Source organism: Jiulongibacter sediminis, assembly GCF_001306455.1.
In the GTDB taxonomy this organism is placed as follows: Bacteria; Bacteroidota; Bacteroidia; order Cytophagales; family Spirosomataceae; genus Jiulongibacter; species Jiulongibacter sediminis.
Genome location: NZ_LGTQ01000006.1, coordinates 166,919 through 191,614, shown reverse-complemented (window position 1 = coordinate 191,614; position 24,696 = coordinate 166,919). Strand labels below are relative to the sequence as shown.

Sequence of the window (24,696 nt, the reverse complement as noted above, 5' to 3'; positions counted from 1 at the left end):
AACCCTTTGTGTCCTCATGTGCCTATGTGGTTCAAAAATTATAGGCGTAGCCCCACCGTCAACACGTTGGCATTGATCGGGTTATTATCATTGAAAAGGGGAAGCATGTCGTATTTGGCGAATAGTCGCATATCACCACGACCAGCCTCGGCCATGACACCGTAATTGAACCTTCTGAGGTTATACTCTCCTTTTTCTTTGAATTTGCCAGCCGCATCCTGAAATTTCTGATAACTGTTAATTCTAACGCCGGCATAGCCACCTACACCAAAGCGGAAATTACTTTCTTTAAAGCCAAATTGGAGCATGACAGGTAGGTTTACCATATTGTTCACCAATTTTGATTTCTCTAATGGCTCTGATACTAACTCAAAATCGCTTATGTCACCGGCTTCAAAATACTGTTCGTCGTATTTCATCATGAAGTTGTTCCAGGCGATTTCAAGGCCTGTTCCCAGAGCCACATCCACTTGTCTTCCGGTAATAAGGCGGTGATTTCTTCTCCATTGCAGAGCCACATATCTTGATTGCCAGGTGTTCAACTCCGGCATGTCAATGGCAGCATCAAAACTATTGAGAGCCAAAATTAGCCCAAAGTCTTTTTTGCTGAACATACTTTGAGGTTTCTCATACCTGTGTTCTCTTTGATTTCTCTGCCAGTGATCATCTCTGTCGTTTTCCCATTCCCAGTCTCTTTCCTGAGCGTTTGATCCAAATGCTGAAAGGGTTAAAGCCCCTATCGATAGTAGTTTAAATAGCTTTTTCATAATCCGTGTTTTTGTAATTTTTTATAGCTTTTGGGTCTCAGATGTGAGAAACACGGCAATAGTTGCGTGAGAGGCTAAAGAATTAAATTTTTCGAATAAGCATCGCCAAAAAAGAAAAGATAATGGCATGGGTTAAAAACAGAATAAAATAGAATCTGTTATATTATTTATTAAAATAGTAACATTATTCTGAACTTTCATCACTTTACTTCCGTACTTTGTAGTACAAAACCTATTGAAATGAAAATCAGAATATTAGGCATTCTTTTGGCCGTGATTATAAGTCTTAGCGGATGCATGAAATCAAACTACCAGACCATCGGAAATCAGAAAATACAAAAAGCGGATGAGTTGAAAAGCTTTGCTTTTGCCGAAGAAAATGTATCGAATTCTAACCATTGGTCTTCTCTGCAACGAGCGGTTTACCGCGACCTACAGGGCAAAAACTATTTCTACGATAATGTTAACCCGGATATTCTGGTTTTTGTGAAGGAGCTTCCAAAAGGTGTTGAGCTTTTAAGTGGGAATTCTTATAAAGGAACTTTGGAAACAGGTAAAATTAAGACCAAAGGCCAAACTCTTTTAATTCAACTGGTGGATACACAAAATTACCAGACCGTTTGGAGAGGATTTGCAGCATCACAATCCAATCGACTTGCATTCTCGGCTGTACAGCCAAGAATGGTTGAGTCTATCTTAAATCAGTAAGTCTTAGAAACAAAGGCTGGCTGCTCCCAGCAGGCCGGCGTCATTTCCTAAAGTTGCTCTTTTGATCTGAAGGCTTTTCATGTAGTATGGGGTAAGCCAGTACTCCAGCTGACGATTTACCGCAGGCATGATATACTCGAAAGAGGCTGAAAGTCCACCGCCAATAAGGATAGTAGTGATGTCCAGAATACGGATCATAGAAACCAGTCCATCACCAAGGATGGCCCCGACTTCATCAAAAATGGCTAAAGCAAGTTTGTCACCTTCTGCAGCAGCTGCAACAAGACCTGTTGTTGAAATACTTCCGTCGTCTACCAGAGTAGTGTCACCTTTCCATTCGGCTCTCATACCATTTGCAAGATCGAGTAATTCTACTTTGCCGATATTTCGTTCAAGAACACGGCCATGTTTTGAAGGCATGTGACCAGGCTCCATGGCATTTCCACCACCGCCTTTGAAGACTTGTTTGTCAATGATAGCGGCTCCACCAACTCCGGTACCCAGTGTCACAAAAATGTAATCTTCAGGCACGCCATCTTCACCGAAATAATATTCTCCAAGAGCAGCAGCATTGGCGTCGTTTTCCAGATAAAACTGACGTCCTTCAAAACGCTCTTCAAGTTCAGGAATTACTGATACCCCGTTGATTTCAGGAATAGCTGTAATTTCAATTAGGCTTTTGCGGTCGCGGGTAATGAGACCCGGTACACCAATACCCCCTTTTTTGACATGAGGATTCTCTTTCAATTGCAAAGCAATAGCATCTCCAAGGCGTTTTACGAAATGACCTGACTTTCGCCAGCTTCCGGTATCGTGACTGTAGAAGTTAGTAATGTTACCGGTTTCAGCATCTACAATGCCCATTTTCACGTTAGTACCACCAATGTCTATGCCCAGGTATTCTGTTGCCATTTGCTAAGATTAAAAAGGATTATAAGGCGACAAATATAAGTCAAAATGTCTGTTTGCCTAAGTCAAAGGCCAAGATTAGCCAAATAGATTAAAAATCAATGGACATTTATTAAAAAAATTAAGAATGCGAGGCATTTATCTCGTCAACAAGCTGGAGAACCTCCAGCCGGCCCAAGCCTTTTTCTGAAGAAGTTACATAATGCTCAGGCAAAATGGCCCATCGCTCGGCAAGGGCCATTTTAAAATCATTGATATTTTTCTGACCCTTCATGGGCTTTACTTTGTCCCATTTGGTAAAGATCAACTTTAAAGGAATCTCCTTTTCACCAAGTTTATTGACAAACTCAAGATCAATTTTTTGAGGAGGGATACGGCTATCAATCAGAACGAAAACGTAGAGCAAATTCTCACGTTGCTCCAGATAGTCCCAGGTCATTTTCTCCCATTTGGCCTTTTCTTTTAACGGAACTTTGGCAAAGCCATAGCCGGGTAAATCAACCAGATACCAGCTGTCTTCAATAAGGAAATGATTGATTAGCTGCGTTTTACCCGGAGTAGAGGAGGTTTTGGCCAGCTTTTTATTGCCAGTCAGCATATTGATTAGTGAAGACTTTCCAACATTTGAACGCCCGATAAAGGCATATTCTGGAAAAGAGGGCTTTGGACAGTCTTCTACTTTAGGCGTACTTTTGACGAACTCGGCTTTTATAGGATGCATCTAATTCTGGCAGTTTGGGCAACGCCCCTCTATTAACAGGTTTATATCTTCTCTCTGGTAACCATCGGGTAAGGTAATACCTGGAATGTGGACAGATTCAAGGCAAGTGGTATCTCCACAGTCATTGCATTTAAAATGCACATGATCATGATGGTGTACTTCTTTTGAGCATTCATGTTCTTTACAAAGGGCATATTTGCTACCTCCTTCGGCATCCAGAATTCGGTGAATGATGCCTTTTTCCATGAAAGTCTTCAAGGTCCGGTAAATGGTCACCCGGTCGTATTTTTCATCAACTGAGGACTCAATGTCACTATGAGACAGAGCCGCTGTACTGTTCACAAAGGTATTCAGCACCTCTTCCCGGCAGTCGGTATGACGCAGGTTAAAGCTTTTCAGTGCTGTTTTTGTCTCTTTGTTCATCAGTTTGAAATCAGTGAATTACTCTCCATCTGCAGCTTAACCAAATTTGAATAAATTCCTTCAGGATTCAAAATAAGCTCTTTATGGGTGCCTTTTTCAGCCACCCGGCCTTTGTCAATCACGTAAATCTGATCGACGTTTTTGACCGTGCCCAGCCTGTGAGCAATGATGATGGTCGTTCTGTTTTCCATCAATTTGTCTAGAGCCTCCTGTACCAGATATTCTGATTCAGAATCCAAAGCACTCGTAGCCTCATCCAGCAGCAAAATTACTGGATCTTTCAGAATAGCCCTCGCAATCGCCAGTCGCTGACGCTGCCCACCTGAAAGTTTAACACCACGTTCGCCCACAATGGTTTTCATTCCGTCCGGAAAACGCTCAATAAACTCCAGGGCATTGGCTTTTTCAGCAGCCAATCTAACTTCCTCATCTGAGGCGTCTGGTTTTCCGTAACGAATATTCTCTTCAATTGAGCCGCCAAACAGAATAACCTCTTGCGGAACAATAGCCATTTGCTCACGCAGTGCAGTGATATTATACGTTTTTGAGGATTGACCGTCAATAAGAATATCGCCTTCCTGAAGATCGTAAAAACGCATCAAAAGCTGAACAATGGTAGACTTACCGGCACCACTTTGACCCACCAGAGCTACTTTTTCTCCGGGTTGAATATTCATTGAGAAGTCATCCAACACCGTAACGTCTGATCTTGACGGATAGGCAAATGTGACGTCCTGGTAGTTGATCTCGCCCTTCAGGTCAATTAGTTCATGTGTTTCATCCAATTCAACTTCTTCATCTTCTTCCAGAATTTCAAGTAAACGCTCTGACGCACCGATGCTTCGCTGAATCTGGGCATAGATATCGCCCAGCCCATTCAGTGAGGCTCCGATAAAAGCCGTGTAGAATAGGAAAGACATCAAATCTGCCAGTGCAATTTCCCCACTTTCAACCAAACCGCCACCGTACCAAACCACAAGCATGATACCTCCAAACAGACCAACGATAGCGAAAGAAATAAAACCACCTCTGATGGCTGCGGCTTTGAGGGCCAGTTTCACAATGTCCGTCATAGAGTTTCCGTATTTCTGAGCCTCCAGTTTTTCATTGGTAAAGCCCTTAACTACGGTAATGCTTTGAAGGGTTTCTTCCACCTGAGTATTGGCCTCAGCCAGCGTAGTCTGTACTTTTCGGCTCAGTACCCGTATATACTTTCCAAAGAAAAAGGCGGCCACCACTACTACGGGGAAGGTCAACAGCATAAATAAGGTTAGTTTCCAGGAAATGTAGAAAATGATACCTATACCTACGGTCAAAGTGGCTATTTGCCTGAAAAACTCGGCCAGTGTAAGGGAAAGAATACTTTGAAAAGCACTAACATCAGCAGTAATTCTACTCAAAAGATCGCCAACTCGATTTTTCTCAAAAAACGAAATCGGCAGGCTGATGAATTTATTGTAGACATGCCTTCTGACATCTGCAGAGGCGTTTTCACTAACTATTGCAAAGAAGTATACTCTGAAAAAGGAGAAAACTCCCTGAAGCAGTAGAATGAGTCCAAAGAAAAGAACCACTTGATTCAGGCTGTAATCAGAACCGCCCTCGATCACCCGTGTTACTTCGCCAATGAGGCTGGGAAAAGTCAGAGTGGTACTCGTAGAAAGCACAAGAAATACCAAACCAATAACAAAAGTCCACTTATAAGGGAGTATGTACCTAAATAGCTTCCTGGCCTTTTGAAGCCCTTCCCGACTTATCTTCCGTTTGTCTTTTGGAGCAACCTCCTCTAAAACACCTTTTCTTTCTTTTGCCATTTATTCCTCCACAAGCCCGCGGTATTTTGATTCGCGAAGAATCTCCTGCGGGTCTTTGATTTTAAGTAACTCCTGCAACGAAACATCCGGGTTTTCAGTTCTGAATTTGTCAATGATTCGCCAGCCTAGCCACTGACCCACTCTTCCCGGGCAGGCGGGGCCTATTTCAGGTACATTAGGGCGTTCGCCAATGTACTTTTCCTTGGTTCGGTGATTCTGCTCATACAGCAGTTGTTTATCAATAAAGTGAGCCCAGATAATATCCTGATTATACCAGTTGCCCTGCAATGAGCTGTCAGGCAGAGCAATAATCAGCGAATCGGCAACTCCCGGCATCATGGCCTTGGTAAACTCAAAGGACTTTCCAAAGAAAATCATGTCATTCAACAGATCGCTTCCTGCATTGCTTTCAATATATGGACCAGCCATAAGTCGGATGACCGTAGGAACGATATACTCCCGCTGGTATCTGTTTTGAATATAAGCGGGCTGATCTGGCCTGTAGCTAGCCTCAGGTCCGGCGAAAGCTTCAAGCGAAATAATGACAATGGAGTCACCAACAAAAAGGTCGTTTTCAAGCCCTGTAAAAGTGGTATATACCGAAGGCACCTTAAAGTCAGGATAAGTAGCCTTGATGTTTCCAAAAGCCTTTCCAAACTGTGCTTTCAAGTCAGACAAATCTCCAAAAGTGCTGTCAACTTCTTCATAAAATGCTCTTGAACCAGGGTGCGAGATAATGTCGTAAAGGTGACTAACAAAGGACGTGTCTTCAGGGAAAGCACGATAGAGGCTTTTGGAGTACCAGGGGTTTTCAGCCAAAAAAGACTGAAGCTCCTCTTTGCTTTGCAAACTCATTAGCTCTTTGTCAAACCTGACGAATTTAACCTCCGCCTCCGGGGCTTCAGAGCTTTTTTCGGAGTCCTCTCCACAGGAAAATAAAGCCACCGATGAAAAGGCAAAAAGGAGAGCATAAATGGTAAATCTCATTCGTATTGTATTTTTCTTGCTACTGTTTAACGATTAAAACGAGCGATCTGTTTCATAGGAGATACCGGCTTTCTGGCGGGTCATATCCAGCAGGTGAATCAGCCGTAAGCTGTCTTTGAGACTCCAAAGGTCACTTTGTTTTTTACCCGCTCTCAGGCATTCGTTGACCTCTCGGGCCTCGTAATCATAGCCAAAAGTTGTTCTCGGGAAAGAGAATGTTTGAGGCTCGCCTTCATCGGGGATAAGCTCAATCTCCTGACTTTCATGAAACTTCTTTTTTATATGAATCCGGCCTTTTGAGCCATAAATAATGGCATCAGTCTCCGTATTTGCTCCAAAAGTACAGTTCAGACTGGCAGTGGCCAGATCATCATATTTGTAAACAAAAGTGGTGGTTTCATCAACACCGGTGGGGCCTAAGGTGGCTGCTGCCAATATCTGCGAAGGGTAACCCAAAATGAGGAGGGAAAGAAATGCCGGATAGATTCCAATATCTAAAAATGCTCCTCCGCCAAAAGCCGGGTTCAGTGTGCGGCGTTCTGGCAGATAGGGTGGTATAAACCCAAAGTCGGCATGTAGGGTTTTGACATCGCCAATTGCACCTTCATTGATAAGTTCCAGTATTTTTTTGGTTGTTGGCAAAAAACGTGTCCATAAGGCTTCCATTAGAAACGTGTCCTGTTTTTCTGCTTCTTCAATCATCTCTCTGACTTCTGCTTCATTCATAGCAAAGGGCTTTTCGCACAGCACCGCTTTTTTATTTTTCAAGCAGAGCATAGTGCATTCATGATGAAGACTGTGAGGCGTAGCAATATAAACGGCATCCAGCTCGGGAGCTTCAAAAAGCTGCTCGTAGCTTCCATAGGCGTGTGCTGCATTATGTTTTTGTGCAAATGCTGTGGCACGGTCAATTGATGTCGAGGCTACTGCGGTTAATTTGGCATCTTCAATGGTGGCCAGATCTGAAGCGAATTTCTCGGCAATTTTACCAATACCGATAATGCCCCAGTTGATCGTTTTGTTCATAGGGTTCCCTGTTTTTACAGGGCGAAATTAGGAAAAGATTCGCTTAACGTATCACAAAGCGTTTGGTAGCCGAGAGTTCACCAGATTGAACTTTGAGTAAATACGTACCTCCTCTCATTTCCCGCAGGTCGAAAGTCCAGCCGGTATATGGGGCATATTGAGCATAAAAAGACTTTCTATTGCCTGCCGCATCATACATATCAAAACGGGCATAAGGGTCTTTTACAGGCACAATTATTTTCTCTTTGGCCGGGTTTGGGTAGAAAACCCAATCTTCTGTACCTGAAACCTGAGGAGAAATCGATAGTGGGGCGTTATTGATGCTTACGGTAGGTCCCTTAAACTCTTTGCCTTGCTTGCTGAAAAACTTAAGGCGGTAATAGAAGGTGCCGTATCCGATATTATTATCGATGTAGCTATAATTAGCTCCGCTCGTGGTATTTGTCGATGCATTGAAATCCTGAAGGCGGGCGAAATTCTTATTGTCCATGCTTTTTTCAAGACGAATAACATCAGCTCCATCCTGATAGATGGTTTTCCAGTTAAGGTTAACCTGTGATTTATCAACCAGTTCACCTCTGAAATATTCAAATTCGATAGGATCAGGAGGAGTGAGGTTTAAAAACCAGAAGTCGTTTTCACCATTATTGTGAGAAAGATCCTCAGCTTCAGATCGGCTGATACAGGCAAGAGCAATGGTTCCGTCAGTCATTAATATACCTGCACGTGCCACATCAATGTCTTCACCACCAAACATTCCTAAGTCCTCAATAACACCCGATGGGGTAATTTTAACCGTAAAAACATCTGTAAGTGAGCCTTTATTCTGAACGCCTCGGATTCTGGAATCACTGGTACCAAATGCCAGCAAACTGCTGTTTGACTCCTTGATAATATTGAAAAGGTTATCGTTGCCATCGCCACCTACTTTAGTTTGCCATCGCAAATCCCCGGAAGAGTTAATTCCGATGATATGTCCATCTTTCTGGCCGAAGCTCTCTGTCACTATGCCGTTTGTTGAGGTAGATTCGCCGACAAGGATATAGCCGCTTCCATTAGGATTTTCTGTAATACCATGTAAAGCATCAATGTTGCTGCCTCCATATCCCTTTTGCCATAGAAGCTGACCATTGGAGTTAGCCTTGATCACCAGATAGTCCAGATTGCCATTTCCAGCTCCTGAAACTTGGTTTGCCAGGGCCGTTGTGCTGCCGACCATGACGATTTCACCCGATCCGGTAATGATGAAGTCTTCCATCTGATCATCCAGCGGGCTACCGAAATAGCGTTCCCAGAGGGTGTCACCTGTAGGTGTAAGCTTGGTTAAGTAAAACTGCTTGGCCAGATAGGGGTTTGACCCAATCTCGTATGTACCACCAATAAAAATGTTACCTGAGCCGTCAACTTTCACCGAAGGTTGCGAAAACTCGCTCGCAAAGTGGTAGGTAGCTTCCGTAAATCTTCGTCCGCCCGGTAATATTCTTTTTGAAACTAAACTGCCGTCTTCTTTCAGTCTGATAATGAGGATCCCGCCGTTTGGCCCGTTGAAATTAGCGTCTCCATCTGTTGAGCGGGAGCTTCCTACAATAACGTACTCACCATTACTCGTGCGGGCGATGTCAGTGGCAACGTCGTCATTGGTGCCACCAAAAGTTTTGATCCATTGAATAGTACCCTGAAAATTGATTTTCAAAACAAGAAAGTCTGTTCCGCCATTTCCACGGTGAGCCAGAGAAAGAGGCACATCTTCACTATCGTTTGAGTTTGTGGAGCCGGCGAGAATAAAGCCTCCGTCAGCCGTTTGGGCTATGGCATAGGCATTATCATTTTCTGAGCCTCCAAATGAAAACTGGGAGCCTACGTGATAAACGGTCTGTGCCGCAACATTAATAGTAAGAAAGAGTAGTGGTATTAATCTGAAAGCCTTCAATTCTTGACAAAATCTTTTGGGTGCTAATTCAAAAGTTCAAACATCATGCCTAAAACAAAAGCAGCCTTTCCGAGTGAATCAGAAAGGCTGCTGAAGGTTTTAAAATCGACTTGTCTTACAACTTCGCTAAAATACCATTGAAAGTCGCACTCGGACGCATTGCGGCAGAAGCCACATCGTCGTTTGGCTGGTAGTACCCTTTGATATCCACAGCTTTACCCTGAACTTCATTCAGTTCATTGACAATACCTTCTTCGTTTGCAGTAAGCTCTTTGGCCACGCTTTCAAAAGCAGCCTTGAGGTCTGCATCATCGTTTTGAGCGGCAAGCTCCTGAGCCCAATACATGGCCAGGTAGAAGTGGCTTCCACGGTTATCAAGCTCATTGACTTTTCTTGAAGGCGATTTGCCCGTAGTCAGAAGCTTCTCGGTTGCTGCGTCAAGGGCATCTGCAAGAACCTTGGCTTTAGCATTATTATCTTTTTCACTCAGGTGCTCCAGTGAAACTGCAAGAGCGAGGAACTCACCCAAAGAATCCCATCTCAGGTGATTTTCTGTGGTGAACTGCTCAACGTGTTTAGGGGCAGAACCACCCGCACCGGTTTCAAATAAGCCACCACCGTTCATTAACGGAACAATAGAGAGCATTTTGGCACTTGTACCTAATTCAAGAATCGGGAAAAGGTCAGTCAGGTAGTCACGAAGTACGTTTCCTGTAACGGAGATGGTATCTTTTCCTTCAATAATTCTCTCCAGCGAGAAGCGTGTGGCCGCCTGTGGAGATAGAATATGAATCTCAAGACCGTCAGTATCATGATCAGGAAGGTATTGCTGAACTTTCTCAATTAGCTGAGCATCGTGAGCTCTGTTAGCATCTAACCAGAAAACGGCCGGGGTACCTGTAGCACGGGCTCTGTTAACTGCCAGTTTAACCCAGTCCTGAATAGGAGCATCTTTCACCTGGCAAGCTCTCCAGATATCACCCTCCTCTACATCATGCTCAAGGATTGTATTACCAGAAGCATCCACAACTCTGATAATACCGTCTGAGTCAACTTCAAATGTTTTATCGTGAGAGCCGTACTCTTCAGCTTTTTGAGCCATAAGACCAACGTTAGAAACACTACCCATGGTGGTAGGGTCAAAAGCACCATTCTCTTTACAGAAATCAATGGTCTCCTGATACACGGCGGCATAACTACTATCAGGAATTACCGCTTTTGTGTCTCTGGTGTCACCGTTCTTATCCCACATCTGACCAGAGTTTCTGATCATGGCTGGCATAGAGGCATCAATAATCACATCACTAGGAACGTGCAGGTTGGTAATTCCTTTGTCAGAATTAACCATGGCCAGGTCTGGACCATTTTCATAGATGGCTTTGATGTCAGCCTCGATGGCTGCTTTTTCGTCAGCAGAAAGTTCGTCAAGGCTGCTGACAAGGTTGCCAAAGCCATTGTTTACATCTACTCCGATTTTCTCAAAAGTCTCACCATATTTAGCGAAAAGATCTTTGAAATAAACACGAACGGCATGTCCAAAGATGATAGGGTCGGAAACCTTCATCATGGTGGCCTTCATGTGCAATGAGAATAGAATATTGCTTTCTCTGGCGTCGGCAATTTCATCTTCGAGAAATTCTACCAAAGCTTTTTTACTCATTTTGGTAGCGTCAATAATCTCTCCGGCTAATAGAGGAGTTTTCTCTTTTAATACCGTTATGTTACCCGCTTTGTCAACGTGCTCAATTCTTACCGTTGTAGCTTCAGAAACAGTTACTGATTTCTCGTTTGAAGCAAAATCATCTGCTCCCATTGTGGCAACGTGTGTTGCGGAGTCTTTTGACCAGGCTCCCATTTTATGAGGGTTTGCCTTGGCATAGTTTTTCACAGCTTTCGGAGCTCTTCTGTCAGAGTTTCCTTCACGCAAAACCGGGTTTACAGCACTACCTTTAATTTTATCGTAGCGTTGCTTGATTTCTTTTTCAGCATCAGTTTTTGGCTCGTCAGGGTAGTTTGGCAGAGCATAACCATTAGCCTGAAGCTCTTTGATTGCCGCTTTAAGCTGAGGAATAGACGCTGAAATATTCGGCAACTTGATGATGTTAGCCTCAGGTGTTTTGGCAAGCTCACCAAGCTCAGCCAGTGCATCACTGATCTGCTGATCTTCTTTTAGAAAATCCGGGAAGTTGGCAATAATTCTACCTGCAAGGGAGATATCTCTGGTTTCAACTTCAATACCTGCCTTACCAGCATAAGCCTCAATAACAGGGAGTAGTGAATAAGTAGCCAAAGCCGGAGCTTCGTCGGTTTTGGTGTAAATGATTTTAGACATAGGTTCTTTATCAGATTTTAGGGTAGCGTTCATGGCCACCAAACAATATTTCTCGATTGAAAAAGGAGTGCAAATCTACAAAAAAATGGATCATGAATGCAGGGCAATAAAAAAGAGCCTTAGGAATAAGGCTCTTTTTCAGGTTATCAAAATATTGTTTCACAAAAGTGAAGTCTTATTTATTTAATAATTCGTCAAATGTGATTGATGCATAATACATTGAACCAATAGACGCACTGCCAAATGCCTGAATATAAGGCTTGCCACCAATGTTAGTACCACCAATTTTCAAAATTGACTTGATAGCAGGCAGCTTAAAGCTCACCTGAGCGTCTAGGTTTTTGATGGCCGGTACTGTTGTATTTGAGAATAATGGTGCCGTAGTGGTGGTAGGAATCACAAAGCTGGATTGCCACAGATATTCATCAGCATAACGGTAATTAATATTAAAGCCAAAACGATCTCCACTACCAATGCGTTTACCAAAACTCACATTATAGCGATATGTCGGTGTATTAAAGCCGGCGTATTGCTGCTCAGGAGTAGGCGTAAAGTTAACCAGCTCGTTATTTGAAACATTAAAACCGACATTATAGCCATTTTTAATGCTGTAATTGGCACCCAGAGCCCAACCTTTCACTTTGATTTCTTCAGTTGTATTGGCTACTCTTGAATAACCGTTGAAATTACCGACACCGATTCCGGACTCAATTGGAAGACCAGGAGCCGCAGGAGAAGTAGGTACCACGATTACCGTACCTCCCATAAAATTGGTATAGATACTCTGATAGTAGTAAGCATCAATAAACAATTTTCTGGCGATTAGCCCTTTGTATCCAATTTCCCAGGATTTGATTCTTTCAGGAGAAAGACCTGGGTATTGGTACTTTGAAAGTGCGGCCAAAGCAAAGGCCGGAACTACCTGCTGGGTAGTTGCAGTAATTTGAGAAACCACGGTACTTTGCACGTTCTGCTCAATCATAGAGGTAATTGTACTCTCCACATTTGTGGCGATCAACTGCTGAGTAGAAGGCAATGAAAGAGCTTGAGCTACACCGGCCTGAATCTGAGCCGGGGCTTGATCTGCCGGAATTTGACCAGCGGCCACTGCAGCATTTACTTGTGCAGTAACTTGCTCGGTAATCGTTGCAGTTACGGCCTGAGTTACTCCTGCCGTGATAGCAGCAGTTTGAGAAACTACAGCCTGAGTTACAGCCTCTGTAATTTGTGGCAAGGCAGCGGTTACAGCTTGAGTGGCGTATGCCTGGGCGTTCTGAACAATTGAAGGGTTTGCAGCGATAGTAGCCGCAATGTTTGCGGTAGAAAGGTTTTGTCTCAAAATTCCACTTCCCAGGTTATAGCGATCATCAAACTCAGGCAAACCACCAATCAAAGTACCATTTGGCGTTGTCAGGTCAATGTACTGGTTCTGAGTCGTCGGAATTCTAAAACCTGTCTGGTAAGAAACTCTCACGTTTTGATCTCCAAATGACCCAACTGCTGAGATACGAGGGGTGACTTGACCATCAAAGTTTTGGTTTTTATCATAACGTACTGATCCTGTAAGTTTCAGGTGGTCCTCAAAAAGGCTTTTACCGGCCTGAAGAAAAGCACCGTATTCGTTGATAGGAATCACTCCGTTTCTGCCGTCTTTAGTATCAGCGAAAAGCGTTCCTTCAGATTGTAGTCTATAATGTCTGAAGTTAGCACCGGCCAAAAGATCGATAAACTTGATTTCATTTTTGAAATTATAGAAACCTTCAGCATGGTACATGTCTGTTTTATCAAGGAAACGTCCACCACCATCGGCAATGCCAAGGTCTCTGTATTTATCAAGCAAAGATTGGAACTCAGTAGTACCCGGCTGCGGCATACCCTGATCAGCGAAACCACGGGCTGCGAGATGAGCTTCAGCCTCACCAAGGCCTCCGGCTCTAGCTTGTGCGAAGGCTCCTACATATTGGCCAAACCAGCTCGTATGTGGTTTGTAATCATTTAGCATTGAAACGGCAGCTAAGCCAGCTAGGTAAGACTGCCCTGAATTTTCCTGAGTAGTATAACCTCTGACGGTGAAATTATCCCCGCGGAGTTCCAGTTTGGTTTGAGAAAGGTTGAAATTTCTTAATGAATATCTACCTGTACCTGTGTAAACTGTAGTACCGTAACCATAATTAAACTGACCAACGGCCTCAATACTTTCATTGATTCTGTAATGAAGAGCAATATTGGTTTTAAAACTCTTGGTATTGTAGTCAACTAAATCTCTTTCCAGATAACCTGTTCTGCTCACTACCTGATCCGGGATCAAAGCTTTTGCTTCCGGGGCCATCAAACCGGCAGAAATGAGAGCATCAGCAACACCAGTCATATTAGTCTGTACTTCATCGCCGTAGATGTTCATTCCGTCGTAGTCGTGATTTACTCCCGCTCCGCGAGTTCCGTTTTGGGTTCCACCTACGTTCAGGTTGGTATAATCAGTGGCTTGCCAGTCGTCAGCGGCGATGTAAGCAAGGTTGATTTTGAATGCAAACTTATCATTGAATGCTTTGGCATATCGCATTGATAAATCATAGAAAGGAGTGGTAGTAACATCTCTGTTGCTGGCAGACATCACTCCTGATTTAACATTGGCACTTAGGCCCTGATACAAAAACGGACTTTTTGAGTTCATCAAAATAAGGCCGTTCAGGGCGTTTGGTCCGTAAAGAGCGGAAGCTGCACCAGGTACCACTTCAACACTTTCTACATCCAACTCAGGCATACCCACGATATTATCAATCGGGAAGTTCAGGCCGGGAGCGGAGTTGTCCATTCCATCAATCATCTGTACTGTACGTGGGTTACCGGTTCCGCTGAAACCCCTCATATTGACAGATTTAAAGAGCAAACCCTGAGTAGTCATGCCCACCCCTTTTAAGTTGGCAAGGCCATCATAGAAAGACGAGGTAGGGTTTTGCTGAATCTGGCGTAAATCCATTTTCTCAACCGCCACAGGTGATTTCATGACACTTTCTTCCACTCTGGAAGCCGCCACTACCACTTCCTGGCCCTGAATGGCCTGCTCTTCCAGTGAAATGGTGATGTCTGAATTGTCAGAGGTGATCTGAACTTCCTGTGTCTGGTATCCTATGGAGGAAATCACGAGCTCAAACGGAAGCGGCGTGGAGGTATTGAGCTCAAACTGCCCCTTGATATCCGTGATGGTTCCGATGATTTTGTTTTTGACCTGAACACTCACACCAATGAGCGGTTCTTTTGTTCCGGCATCACTGATAGTTCCGGAAATTCGGGTTTGAGCATAGCTCAACGATGATACGCCTAATAATAAGATTATTAAGGGTATCAACTTTTTTAGTTTAGGTTTGTTCATATAGAAGTTTGATTACTTACGTTAGTGACTTTATAGGTTAGGCTATATGATTAAAAGCAAAAGAAATATTTATATTATACAATTCAAACAGAAAATAATTCTAAAGTTGAAGAAAGTTTTTATTTCTGTTTTTTTTATGACGGCACTTCTTTCATTTTCCGTCAAGTCACAAGGTGTTTTTAGTGTAAAAGTGGATTATAAAGAGGCCTTAGAGCCTCCAAAACCTGATTATTCTGATCAGCTTTATTGGGCTGCTTTACCTCAGATGAAAGACATGGCTGATTCGGTTCCAGGAAAATCCGGTCTTCAGGATTTGCAATCTATTGCAAAGGCGGATGTTTTTTTTATCTACCCAACGATTTACACTTTTGAACCTCAAAACGAGTATCGCTGGAATGCTGATGTTAATGATGCCGAACTCAATCTGAAGATTGATCAATCAACGATCTTAAATCAGGCCACGGCTTTCAATGGCTCATGTAAAGTTTATGCCCCGAGGTACCGGCAGGCTCACTATTCGGCCTTTACGACCAAAGATAAAATGAGTGCAGATGCCTCCCTTGACCTGGCCTATGCAGACGTAAAATCTGCCTTTGAGTATTACCTCGAAAATTTTAATGAGGGCAGGCCAATTGTCATAGCAGGTCATTCTCAAGGGACTGTGCATGCCGGCCGTCTTTTGAGAGAGTTTTTTGATGGTAAATCTTTGCAAAAGCAGTTGGTAGAGGCTTACCTGATCGGTATTGCCACACCTCCTGATTATTTTGAAACCATTAAACCTAGCAACTCCCCGTCGGATGTGGGAGGCTTTGTAACCTGGAATACGTTTGCCAAAGACTTTTATCCACCATATTACGAAAATGGCCTTGATGAAGCTGTATGTACCAACCCGCTAACCTGGCGGACAGATGACACGTATGCTGATCGTTTTGAAAACAGCGGGGGAGTAGGCCTGAAATTTAAGTTTGTCAAAAACCCTGTAGATGCTCAGGTACATGACGGGATGCTCTGGATCAGCAAACCGCACATTGTAGGCCGTATGTTTATCAAAACCAAGATCTGGCACAGGGCAGACATCAATTTATATTGGATGAATATCCGAGAAAATGTAGCTTTGCGGCTATCCACTTTTTTAACTCAAAACCAAACTCATGAAGAATAATTATGTAGTGATTATGGCCGGCGGAATAGGCACCAGATTCTGGCCATTCAGCCGAAAGTCTTTTCCTAAACAATTTCATGATGTACTTGGCACAGGTAGAACGCTGATTCAGCAAACTGCCGATCGTTTTGAGGGAATTTGCCCAAAAGAAAATATTTATGTTGTAACCGGTGAGGAGTATAAGGGTCTTACAAAAAAGCAGCTGCCTTTTCTTTCAGATGATCAGATCCTTTGTGAGCCGGGGAGAAGAAATACTGCACCGTGTATTGGATACGCCAGTTATAAAATCCAGAAGCAGAACCCAGAGGCCAATATTGTGGTAGCCCCTGCCGATCACATTATTCTCAAAGAGGAAGAGTTTAGAAAGCGAATCAGCATTGCTTTGGATTATGCCTCAAAAAATGACGCTTTGGTTACACTTGGCATTCAGCCAACTCATCCGAATACGGGTTACGGTTATATCCAATTCGCCGAAGATGAAGGCGAAGTAAAGAAGGTGAAAACCTTCACTGAAAAACCCAATCTGGAACTGGCCAAAATGTTTATTGATAGCGGAGATTACACCTGGAATGCCGGCATTTTCGTTTGGTCTGTTTCTTCCATCACTTTTGCATTTTCAAAATATTTACCTGAAGAAGCCGACGCCTTTAACTCGGCTCAAAGATGTTTCTACACGGCTGATGAGAAAACGGAATTGGAAGCTGCTTACAGTCGCTGCCGCTCAATTTCTATAGATAACGGCCTGATGGAAAAAGCCGATAATGTTTTCGTGGTAAAGTCTGACATTGGTTGGTCTGATCTTGGTACATGGCGGTCGGTTTATGAAAACTCAAACCTTGATGAGGAATCAAACTCCATTGATGGCAATGTGATTGCCTACGATTCAAAGAATTGCGTGGTTAAAACTCCCAAAGACAAGCTTGTAGTGCTCAATGGACTTGACGGTTACATTGTTTCTGAGTTTGATAACGTACTCATGATCTGCAAAATGGAAGATGAGCAAAAAGTCAAACAGTTTGTCGCTGATGCTGAGGAGAAAGGCAGCGAGTTCGTTTAAGGTTTCTGGCTGAGTTCAAATTTATAAATATGTCTGCCGAGCTCTCCTAGAAAGGGTAGGCCTTTGCTATCATATTCGTAGGTGTCGTCGTTGAGAGTGTCATTTTCATTGACATAGATTACTGCCGAAAGTAAAAAGTGGACATCGTTTTTTGAGTCTTCTACAAAAGCGTTATCGATCAAAAAACCATACGCTCCGCCGATTTTATTATAGATTTTGAGGTGTTCAGGAATTCGGTCTTTTCTATCGCCATATATTAGAAATTTGCCCGATCCATCAGGGAATTTGGCTTCGTCATAACCATAATTTCGGGGAACGGCCGAAATCATTTCTTTGACAAAAGACAGGTCATTTTCATTGATGCTTAATTGAGCTTCCTCTTTTAAACTTTCCGGGAAAAAGAGGGATTTGAGTAGCTGCTGTTGATCCCAGAGGTCAAACTTGTTTTTGAGAGAGAAGTCCATTGGATTGTTTATCAGTACATCGCCCGCATAGTATTTTTTCCCGAGCCAGATGGGCGTTTCTGTTTTGTACTCTTCTCCAATTTGCGGGCCCTGACGATAATTTTCTCCGATTTGAAGGTACAGTGTTCTTCGGTTTTCTTCCGTAGTAAGCGAAACAGATAGTCGATGAGTCATTCGCGAGTTTGAGAGTCCCATTTCCTCAAAACGCCTGTTGATCAAATCTATGCCTAAGAAATCATAAAGCCTGTTAAAGGCATCATTGCTTGATACCAAAAAGACTTTCTGAATATAGTCCTCGATACTTTGATCCCCTTCAGCAGAATCATAATTCTCGAATGTAGAGGTACTGAAATAAGGATCTGACTTGTCTATGCCGAACTCATTCAGTTTTTCAAGAGCATAAAGGGCTGCGGGTAGCTTAACCGTAGAGGCCGGGTAAAAGTAAAAATCAGGGTCGTAATTAAAATATTGAGGCTCGCCTGGTAATCCGTTGGAGTCAATTGACGTGTAAATGATCTGAATACGGTATTTTTGAGCCTGCTTCAAAAAAGGTTTGAGTTGCTTGTTTTTGTAGAGCAGTCTTTTAAAAGTCTTGTTTGTTTGCTGAGCAACAGCCGATGACAGTGCGAAAAGTAAAGCCAGCGAAAGTATTAACCTGTTCATTTTTTGTGTTGATGATGTTATTCAAAAATAAAATTAAGTTTCTTTTTCTCCCTCTAATGGCAATAATAAGCTGTAATAGCAATGTAGAAAAAATAGACACGTCTGCTGTGAAAGCCAAAATGGGGGAGTATAAAATCAAGAAAGTCTCAGAGGCCGATATTATGGCTTCTCTGAATAAGATGGGCACAAAGTCAGTGAATACTTTACAAGAAACGGGATGCCAGATTGACTCGCTGGAGCCGGAGATCGCCCGATACCTGAAACCGATTTCTTTTTCTGATGGATCTCAATTTGAGAAGGAAGAAGGTGTTTTACAGGCTTTGCAATACAGTGTGGAGAACGGTCAAACAGTGGAGCCAACTCCTCAAAAGCTGAATGATACCCTTTATGCGTACTATTTTTTGCTGGACTGCGACTCACTCAAAGCCTTTAAAGTAGAGGTATCAAAGGGTGACTTAATACGGTCGATGGATTGATTTGAGAAAATTTCTCAACCGATTAAATGGTACACTTCTTGACATTTTCTTAGAAAAGATTGTAAGTTTGCCGCCTGAAATGAAGCAAAACAAGCACATATTCAAAGCCTTTGGTCTCTTTTTGAGCCTCTTTATGCTGACTACGGTTTTCACTGGAAATCTGATAGAGCAGCAGGTAGTGGCAGAAAGTCAGACGCAGGCTAATGATGAGCAGGATGAGCAGCAGGCTCACTTTTCTGAGCTTTCGTCAGATTATGTAATTCCTTCATTTGCATTTGATTTTGGTTCCGACTTTGTGCTGGTACCTGCAGCAGACTTCGCTGTTCTGCTCATTGAAAACACTTTTAAGGCTGTTTCAAAGCCTGTTTATCGAATTTCTTATTTCGAAAAACTATTTGAGCATCATATCGCCATAAATGCTCCCTGATATTGTGGCATTGAACTTCTTCAATGCACTCTCTTCGATATTACTTACTGACCAATAAACATTATAATCGACTGTACCCGGCAGTTGATTTATCACATTAAAATCGTCTTTGTTCGGGACCAAAGACATCATTTACTATGAGAAACAGAGGTGGAATTTTGGCACTTGTCGTCATATTACTTTCCGTGAGTGCCTACTATCTGATCAGAACATTTAAAGCAAACAGTATTCGTAATGATGCTGAGGCTGCAGCCATGACGGTTGATGGCAATATTGACCCACAATTAAAGCAGCGTTACCTGGATTCCTTGTGGAAGCAACCTGTATTTTTAGGAACTACTTTAGAAGACCTGACAAAACAGGAGCTTGGTCTTGGCCTTGACCTTCAGGGTGGTATGCATGTTATCCTGGAGGTTTCTCCTAATGATATCGTGAAATCACTAGCCAGCGGAACACGTGATCCTCGTGTTGGACAGGCCATTGACAATGCAGCAGAGAGAGCAGTAACAAGCTCAGATCATTTCGTTGATCTTTTTGTGGAAGAATTCAAAAAACTGGCTCCAAACACCAGCCTTGCGAGAATTTTCTCAACAGCAGCTAACCGTGGTGAGTTAAGCCTTAACTCTTCAGATATTGATGTATCAAATTATCTGAAAGCTGAAGTAGACGGAGCTTTTGACCGTGCGTTTAACATTATTCAAACACGTGTAGATAAGTTCGGTGTAGCTAACCCGAACCTTCAAAAACTGCCGGGTACAAACCGTATTCAAGTGGAATTGCCGGGTATTGATAACCCTCAGCGTGTTCGTAAGTTACTGTCTGGGGCTGCCAAGCTTGAGTTTGTAGAGGTTTATGAGCCAAACGAAATCGGGCCATCTCTTGATGCGTTTTCCGGTTACCTGAATCAGCAGGATCTTGAAGCAAGATTAAGCAGCATTGAAGACAGAGCTGACGAGCAGGAGGCTGCTACAGACACTTCGGCTTTAGCAAATGACCTTGCTGCTCAGTTAACTGGTTCTGGTGCTGACTCTACAGGAGCTGCAACTGATTCATTGTTCAACAGCAATTCATTGAGCAATTTGTTTATCAACACGGGCAACGGTCTTGCTGTTAGAGTTAAAGACACTACCCGTGTAAATGAACTATTGAACAGAAATGCTGTAAAACAGCTTTTCCCGAACGACTTAAGTTTTGTTTACGACGTTAAGCCTTTCATGAATACATCAACTAATGAAGAGTTGGTGAGTTTGTATTTTGTGAAAAACCTTGGCAATGCTCCTCTGGAAGGTGATGTGATTACAAACGCCCGTCAGGATTATGATCCTACAACCGGTCGCCCTGATGTTAGTATGCAAATGAATGCTACTGGTTCAAGAAAGTGGAGAGAGCTTACTGCAGCTAATGTAGGCCAGCGAGTAGCTATCGTTCTTGATGGTTTTGTATACTCTGCACCAAACGTAAATCAGGAGATCACTGGTGGCAACTCGTCTATTTCCGGAAACTTTACGCTTGAAGAAGCCAGTGACCTTGCAAACGTATTGAAAGCAGGTAAACTTCCTGCCCCTACCAACATCATTGAGGAGGCCGTAGTAGGTGCCTCAGTAGGTAGCAGTGCCGTACGTGCCGGTGTTATTTCATCAGTAGTTGGTTTGTTGGCGGTACTTATTTTCGTGTTGATTTACTATAATAAAGCCGGTTGGATTGCCAACGTGGCTCTTGTGGTTAACCTTGTGTTGCTTTTGGGTGTGATGGCCTCTTTTGGTGCTACCCTTACACTACCAGGTATTGCGGGTATGGTACTTTCAGTAGGTATGTCGGTGGATGCCAACGTACTGATCTATGAGCGTGTGAAGGAAGAGCTTAATGAAGGCAAGCCTTTTGCAACTGCAGTAAGAAACGGTTTCAAATTTGCGATGCCGTCAATCATTGACTCCAACGTAACGACGTTGATTACGGGTATAATCCTCTTCATCTTCGGTACAGGTCTGGTACTTGGTTTCGCAACGACTCTTTTGATCGGTATCTTCACTTCCCTTTTCTGTGCAATTTTCATCTCAAGATTGATTTTTGAACACTATATCAAAAAGGGTAAGACAGTTACTTTCTTTACCAACTGGTCTGAGAAACTTTTCAAAGACACGAACATCAACTTCGTGGATAACCGTAAGAAATTCTACATGGTTTCTGCGGCTATTATCATTGCCGGTGCTATCTCTATTGGTATAAGAGGTTTTGGTCTGGGTGTTGATTTCAAAGGTGGTCGTACGTATGTAGCCAAGTTTGAAAACACTGTAGCTACCGAAGACGTAAGAAAAGCCATGGAAGACGCTGGCTTTACGGCTGAGGTGAAAACTTTCGGTGGTTTTGATCAGGTTAAGATTACAACGGCTTACCAGATTGAGAATACTGACCCGAACGTAGAGCTTGAGATTCAGGAGCAAATCAACGGTGTTGTTGCCAATATTGACGGTAACGCTGGTGAGGTAGTGAGTTCCTCAAAAGTAGGACCTACTATTGCAAACGATACGATTTGGTCTTCATTGAAAGCCATTTTCTACTCCTTGATTCTGACGTTTATTTATATCTACATTCGTTTCCGCAGTGTGGCCTTTAGTTTTGGTGCTGTGGTGGCGGTGTTCCACGATGTATTGGTGATTTTGGGTATCTTCTCCATCTTCAATGGTATTCTTCCATTCTCATTGGATGTAGATCAGGCCTTTGTGGGTGCGGTATTGACTTTGATGGGTTACTCCATGAACGATACCGTGGTAGTGTTTGACCGTGTTCGTGAATACCTCAATGATAAGCGTAAAGCCAATGAAAGTATCGCAACGGTTATCAATAATGCCTTGAACAGCACATTAAGCCGTACTGCGGTTACGGGTATTGCAACGCTTTTGGTACTCCTTATCCTTTTGATTTTCGGTGGTGAGACCATCCGTGGTTTCATCTTCGCGATGTTCCTTGGTGTAATTGTGGGTACGTACTCTTCACTTTATATTGCTGCTCCTATTGTAGTAGATGCGATGCAAAGACAGCTAACCAAAGAGAAAGAAGAAGGACTTAAAGCAGCGGAGGCAAAAGCCTAAGTTTATCAGCCTTTTAAATTGAAAATCCCTCATCCGGTAACGGTTGAGGGATTTTTGTTTGTCAATATCTTTTAATTCAAAGGGAAGCTTAGTCCTGCATTCAACCCAAAGCTTCGGTTTTTGATATTGATAATATCTGTTTTGTAAATGTTAGCGAAGCTGCCCCCAACATAAAACTCAGAGTTTAACCAAACTCTCGGGCTAATCTTCCAATTAAAACCGAAGGCTCCTTTTCCTCCGAAATCCAAAGAGTTAAAGTTTTCAGTAATAAATTGATTATCTGTCGTATTACTTCCTGTAGCGTTCATCAGAAAGCCCACATATGGCCCAATCATCAGCTTAGGCCTGAAATCATTTCCGCGGTCATTTAGATACCACACTCCGTAAAGGGGTACCTGAATGTAGTGCATTTCAACTCGCTGGTCAAAACCATTAAAGAGGGTTCCCATTTGACTATAGGTAGCCTCGACCTTGATCCCCGTTCTCTCCCTGTTTGAATGGTTCAGAAATAGACCAAGGTTAACGCCAGGCTTGTAAGTATTAAGTGGCATATCGACCAATGTTGCAGCATTTAGGCCGACCATTGGACCCCAGGATGTATCCTGAGCTTTTGAAATAGAAGTAGAAAAAAGAAAGGCGGTAAGTACAGCGATTCCGGTAATTAACTTTTTCATGATTTGTGTTATTTGTTTGATAACACACCAAAAAAGCACGTACCATGGCATTTCTCTATAAAAAAGTGTGGAAAAGCTACCACAATTCTTTTAGAAAGGGACTCTCACAACCTCCTCAAAAACGCCTCCGGCCTGTCCAGAAACTGTTTCGTGATCTGATAATGTTCGGTTTCGCGGTAGCTAACAGGAGTGATTTGCCCGTCTTTAAATTCAAGGATATCCGCTTCGGGCTTGGCCATGATGATGGGGAATAGTGTTGACCATTTGTGATATAGAATTGATTACTTCGGTGAAAACCGTATACAGGAGTTGAGTTATTTTAGACGAAGCTTGAATTTGTGATTCGCAATTTGCAAATTGCGAATCACAAATAAGTAAACATGAGAAAACATAGTGGAATGCGGCCTCAGGACGTCCTGATTATTCTGGCAATTCTGGCAGATTGGAAAAAAATTCGGGTATGGAACGAATCCCAAAAAAAATTATCGAAAAAAGGGGGTGCTTCAGATTCAAACCTTGAAATACACTTTGCAGACCTCTCGCCTTTTGCCAACATTCCCGTTACAAATAAAGAAATGGCATATAATTTACAGTTAAGTGAATCTGAAATTTCTGAATCGCTACGCCGCTCTGAATATTCTGGTTTAATACGTGATGTAAGTATGAAGTCTGTAAACAAACAGGCTTTTTTAGATTTTCTAATCTATGGCCTTAAGTATGTTTTCCCAACAAGACCTTCAGGAATTGGCCGTGGATTTGCTACCGCCCATTCGGCACCTCCGTTGAAGGAAAAAATATTTTCCGATGAAAATTATGTCTGGGAGCATCCAGAGGGTAATGTGAGGGGGTTAATTATAGAGCCTTTATATAAAACCGTACCGAATGTAATTAAGAACAAAACTCACCTATATGAACTACTGACTTTAACGGATGGCCTTAGAACAGGCAATACCAGGGTTTTCAACCTTTCAGCAGAATTGCTAAAAAATAGAATAATGGAGTAATGGTGAATAACTACAAGAATATTATACGCCTGAAAGTTGTGGCAAAAGCTCTCTCTGAGCTTAAAAATAAAGCCGTTTTTGTAGGTGGGGCTGTGGTTGAACTTTACACTGATGATCCTGCAAGGGGAGAAGTAAGGCCTACGGATGATATAGACGTTCTTATTGAAATTATAAACCGATCAAACCATGCTATTCTTGAGGAAAAACTAAGAGCAATTGGTTTTAAAAATGATATGGATTCAGGAGTCATATGCCGCTACAAATACCATGACATAGTTGTAGATGTGATGCCGGAAGATAGTAATGTTCTTGGTTTTACGAATTCATGGTACAAAGAGGGACTGAGGAATACTTCGACGATAACTTTTGATGAAGATATTGAAATCCTGATTTTCAATCTTGAGTATTTTCTGGCATCAAAGTTTGAGGCGTTGAACTCGTTTCGTCACGGTAAAGATTTCCGATTTAATAGTGATTTTGAGGACATCATCTATGTTTTTGATAATCGGTTAAACATTATTGAAGAGCTTCAATTAAGGGAAAATCCGGCGATCGGATATCTTAGAATTGAAATTAGGAGCTTATTGGAAAGACCGAATATTGAGGAGGAAATTATAAGTAATATTGAACCCTCAAATTCCTCTTTGAGAGCAGGTAGGATAATCCAAATTATGGAAACTTTTATTCAATAAC

At 42.6% G+C, this 24,696-nt stretch carries 21 protein-coding genes; 8 read left to right on the top strand and 13 right to left on the bottom strand.

The window, feature by feature from the left end:
• Positions 1-38: 38 nt before the first annotated feature.
• The gene (locus AFM12_RS06650) at positions 39-767 is read right to left on the bottom strand and encodes an outer membrane beta-barrel protein (RefSeq protein WP_055145640.1); all 729 of its coding nucleotides are present in this window, start codon (positions 765-767) and stop codon (positions 39-41) included.
• A 240-nt stretch (positions 768-1,007) separates the two neighbouring features.
• Here AFM12_RS06650 and AFM12_RS06645 point away from each other — a divergent pair, with 240 nt between their 5' ends.
• On the top strand, positions 1,008-1,475 hold the full coding sequence (locus AFM12_RS06645) for a DUF4136 domain-containing protein (RefSeq protein WP_055145637.1): 468 nt from the start codon (positions 1,008-1,010) through the stop codon (positions 1,473-1,475).
• 3 nt (positions 1,476-1,478) lie between these two features.
• On the opposite strand, the gene AFM12_RS06640 is transcribed toward AFM12_RS06645, so the two are convergent.
• From AFM12_RS06640 to AFM12_RS06600, 9 genes are all read right to left on the bottom strand, one after another.
• The gene (locus AFM12_RS06640; protein ID WP_055145634.1) at positions 1,479-2,387 is read right to left on the bottom strand and encodes an ROK family protein; all 909 of its coding nucleotides are present in this window, start codon (positions 2,385-2,387) and stop codon (positions 1,479-1,481) included.
• A gap of 118 nt (positions 2,388-2,505) precedes the next feature.
• Entirely contained in the window at positions 2,506-3,105 is a 600-nt protein-coding gene (yihA, locus tag AFM12_RS06635; RefSeq protein ID WP_055145632.1) for a ribosome biogenesis GTP-binding protein YihA/YsxC, read from the bottom strand.
• Complete coding sequence (locus AFM12_RS06630; protein ID WP_055145629.1) at positions 3,106-3,528, bottom strand: Fur family transcriptional regulator; 423 nt, start codon at positions 3,526-3,528, stop codon at positions 3,106-3,108.
• Complete coding sequence (locus AFM12_RS06625; RefSeq protein ID WP_055145626.1) at positions 3,528-5,342, bottom strand: ABC transporter ATP-binding protein; 1,815 nt, start codon at positions 5,340-5,342, stop codon at positions 3,528-3,530. Before AFM12_RS06625 ends, AFM12_RS06630 begins: the two co-directional genes overlap by 1 nt.
• Positions 5,343-6,329 carry a gliding motility protein GldB-related protein gene (locus tag AFM12_RS06620; RefSeq protein ID WP_055145623.1) on the bottom strand — a complete coding sequence of 329 codons (987 nt, stop codon included), beginning with the start codon at positions 6,327-6,329 and terminating at the stop codon, positions 5,343-5,345.
• A 33-nt stretch (positions 6,330-6,362) separates the two neighbouring features.
• Positions 6,363-7,355, bottom strand: coding sequence for a Gfo/Idh/MocA family protein (locus tag AFM12_RS06615; protein ID WP_055145620.1), 993 nt, complete (start codon positions 7,353-7,355; stop codon positions 6,363-6,365).
• 43 nt (positions 7,356-7,398) lie between these two features.
• Positions 7,399-9,285: a T9SS type A sorting domain-containing protein gene (locus AFM12_RS06610; RefSeq protein ID WP_055145617.1), complete on the bottom strand. Its 1,887-nt coding sequence runs from the start codon at positions 9,283-9,285 to the stop codon at positions 7,399-7,401.
• A gap of 115 nt (positions 9,286-9,400) precedes the next feature.
• Positions 9,401-11,617 (bottom strand): NADP-dependent isocitrate dehydrogenase, encoded by a 2,217-nt coding sequence (locus tag AFM12_RS06605; RefSeq protein ID WP_055147770.1) that lies wholly within the window; start codon positions 11,615-11,617, stop codon positions 9,401-9,403.
• A gap of 175 nt (positions 11,618-11,792) precedes the next feature.
• Positions 11,793-14,987 (bottom strand): TonB-dependent receptor domain-containing protein, encoded by a 3,195-nt coding sequence (locus AFM12_RS06600; protein ID WP_055145614.1) that lies wholly within the window; start codon positions 14,985-14,987, stop codon positions 11,793-11,795.
• Between the two features lie 106 nt (positions 14,988-15,093).
• Between AFM12_RS06600 and AFM12_RS06595 the strand changes: the two genes are divergently transcribed.
• Together AFM12_RS06595 and AFM12_RS06590 are read left to right on the top strand one after the other, a co-directional pair.
• Complete coding sequence (locus AFM12_RS06595) at positions 15,094-16,149, top strand: DUF3089 domain-containing protein (protein ID WP_229308469.1); 1,056 nt, start codon at positions 15,094-15,096, stop codon at positions 16,147-16,149.
• Positions 16,139-17,206 (top strand): mannose-1-phosphate guanylyltransferase, encoded by a 1,068-nt coding sequence (locus AFM12_RS06590; RefSeq protein WP_055145607.1) that lies wholly within the window; start codon positions 16,139-16,141, stop codon positions 17,204-17,206. Before AFM12_RS06595 ends, AFM12_RS06590 begins: the two co-directional genes overlap by 11 nt.
• On the opposite strand, the gene AFM12_RS06585 is transcribed toward AFM12_RS06590, so the two are convergent.
• The gene (locus AFM12_RS06585) at positions 17,203-18,333 is read right to left on the bottom strand and encodes a serine hydrolase (RefSeq protein WP_055145604.1); all 1,131 of its coding nucleotides are present in this window, start codon (positions 18,331-18,333) and stop codon (positions 17,203-17,205) included. The genes AFM12_RS06590 and AFM12_RS06585 overlap by 4 nt on opposite strands.
• Before the next feature lie 56 nt (positions 18,334-18,389).
• Between AFM12_RS06585 and AFM12_RS06580 the strand changes: the two genes are divergently transcribed.
• The 3 genes from AFM12_RS06580 (at position 18,390) to secDF (ending at position 22,325) form a co-directional block, all read left to right on the top strand.
• On the top strand, positions 18,390-18,809 hold the full coding sequence (locus AFM12_RS06580) for a hypothetical protein (protein ID WP_131458234.1): 420 nt from the start codon (positions 18,390-18,392) through the stop codon (positions 18,807-18,809).
• A gap of 79 nt (positions 18,810-18,888) precedes the next feature.
• On the top strand, positions 18,889-19,236 hold the full coding sequence (locus tag AFM12_RS06575; RefSeq protein ID WP_131458232.1) for a hypothetical protein: 348 nt from the start codon (positions 18,889-18,891) through the stop codon (positions 19,234-19,236).
• A 137-nt stretch (positions 19,237-19,373) separates the two neighbouring features.
• Positions 19,374-22,325 (top strand): protein translocase subunit SecDF, encoded by a 2,952-nt coding sequence (gene secDF, locus AFM12_RS06570; protein ID WP_055145595.1) that lies wholly within the window; start codon positions 19,374-19,376, stop codon positions 22,323-22,325.
• Between the two features lie 71 nt (positions 22,326-22,396).
• On the opposite strand, the gene AFM12_RS06565 is transcribed toward secDF, so the two are convergent.
• Positions 22,397-22,999, bottom strand: a complete 603-nt coding sequence (locus AFM12_RS06565) for a porin family protein (protein WP_157687313.1) — start codon at positions 22,997-22,999, stop codon at positions 22,397-22,399.
• A gap of 104 nt (positions 23,000-23,103) precedes the next feature.
• Entirely contained in the window at positions 23,104-23,238 is a 135-nt protein-coding gene (locus AFM12_RS19975; RefSeq protein ID WP_262489872.1) for a hypothetical protein, read from the bottom strand.
• A gap of 141 nt (positions 23,239-23,379) precedes the next feature.
• Between AFM12_RS19975 and AFM12_RS06555 the strand changes: the two genes are divergently transcribed.
• Positions 23,380-24,003 (top strand): hypothetical protein, encoded by a 624-nt coding sequence (locus AFM12_RS06555; protein ID WP_055145587.1) that lies wholly within the window; start codon positions 23,380-23,382, stop codon positions 24,001-24,003.
• Positions 24,003-24,695, top strand: coding sequence for a nucleotidyl transferase AbiEii/AbiGii toxin family protein (locus AFM12_RS06550; protein ID WP_055145584.1), 693 nt, complete (start codon positions 24,003-24,005; stop codon positions 24,693-24,695). The genes AFM12_RS06555 and AFM12_RS06550 overlap by 1 nt, the downstream gene beginning before the upstream one ends.
• The last annotated feature ends 1 nt before the right edge of the window (position 24,696 follow it).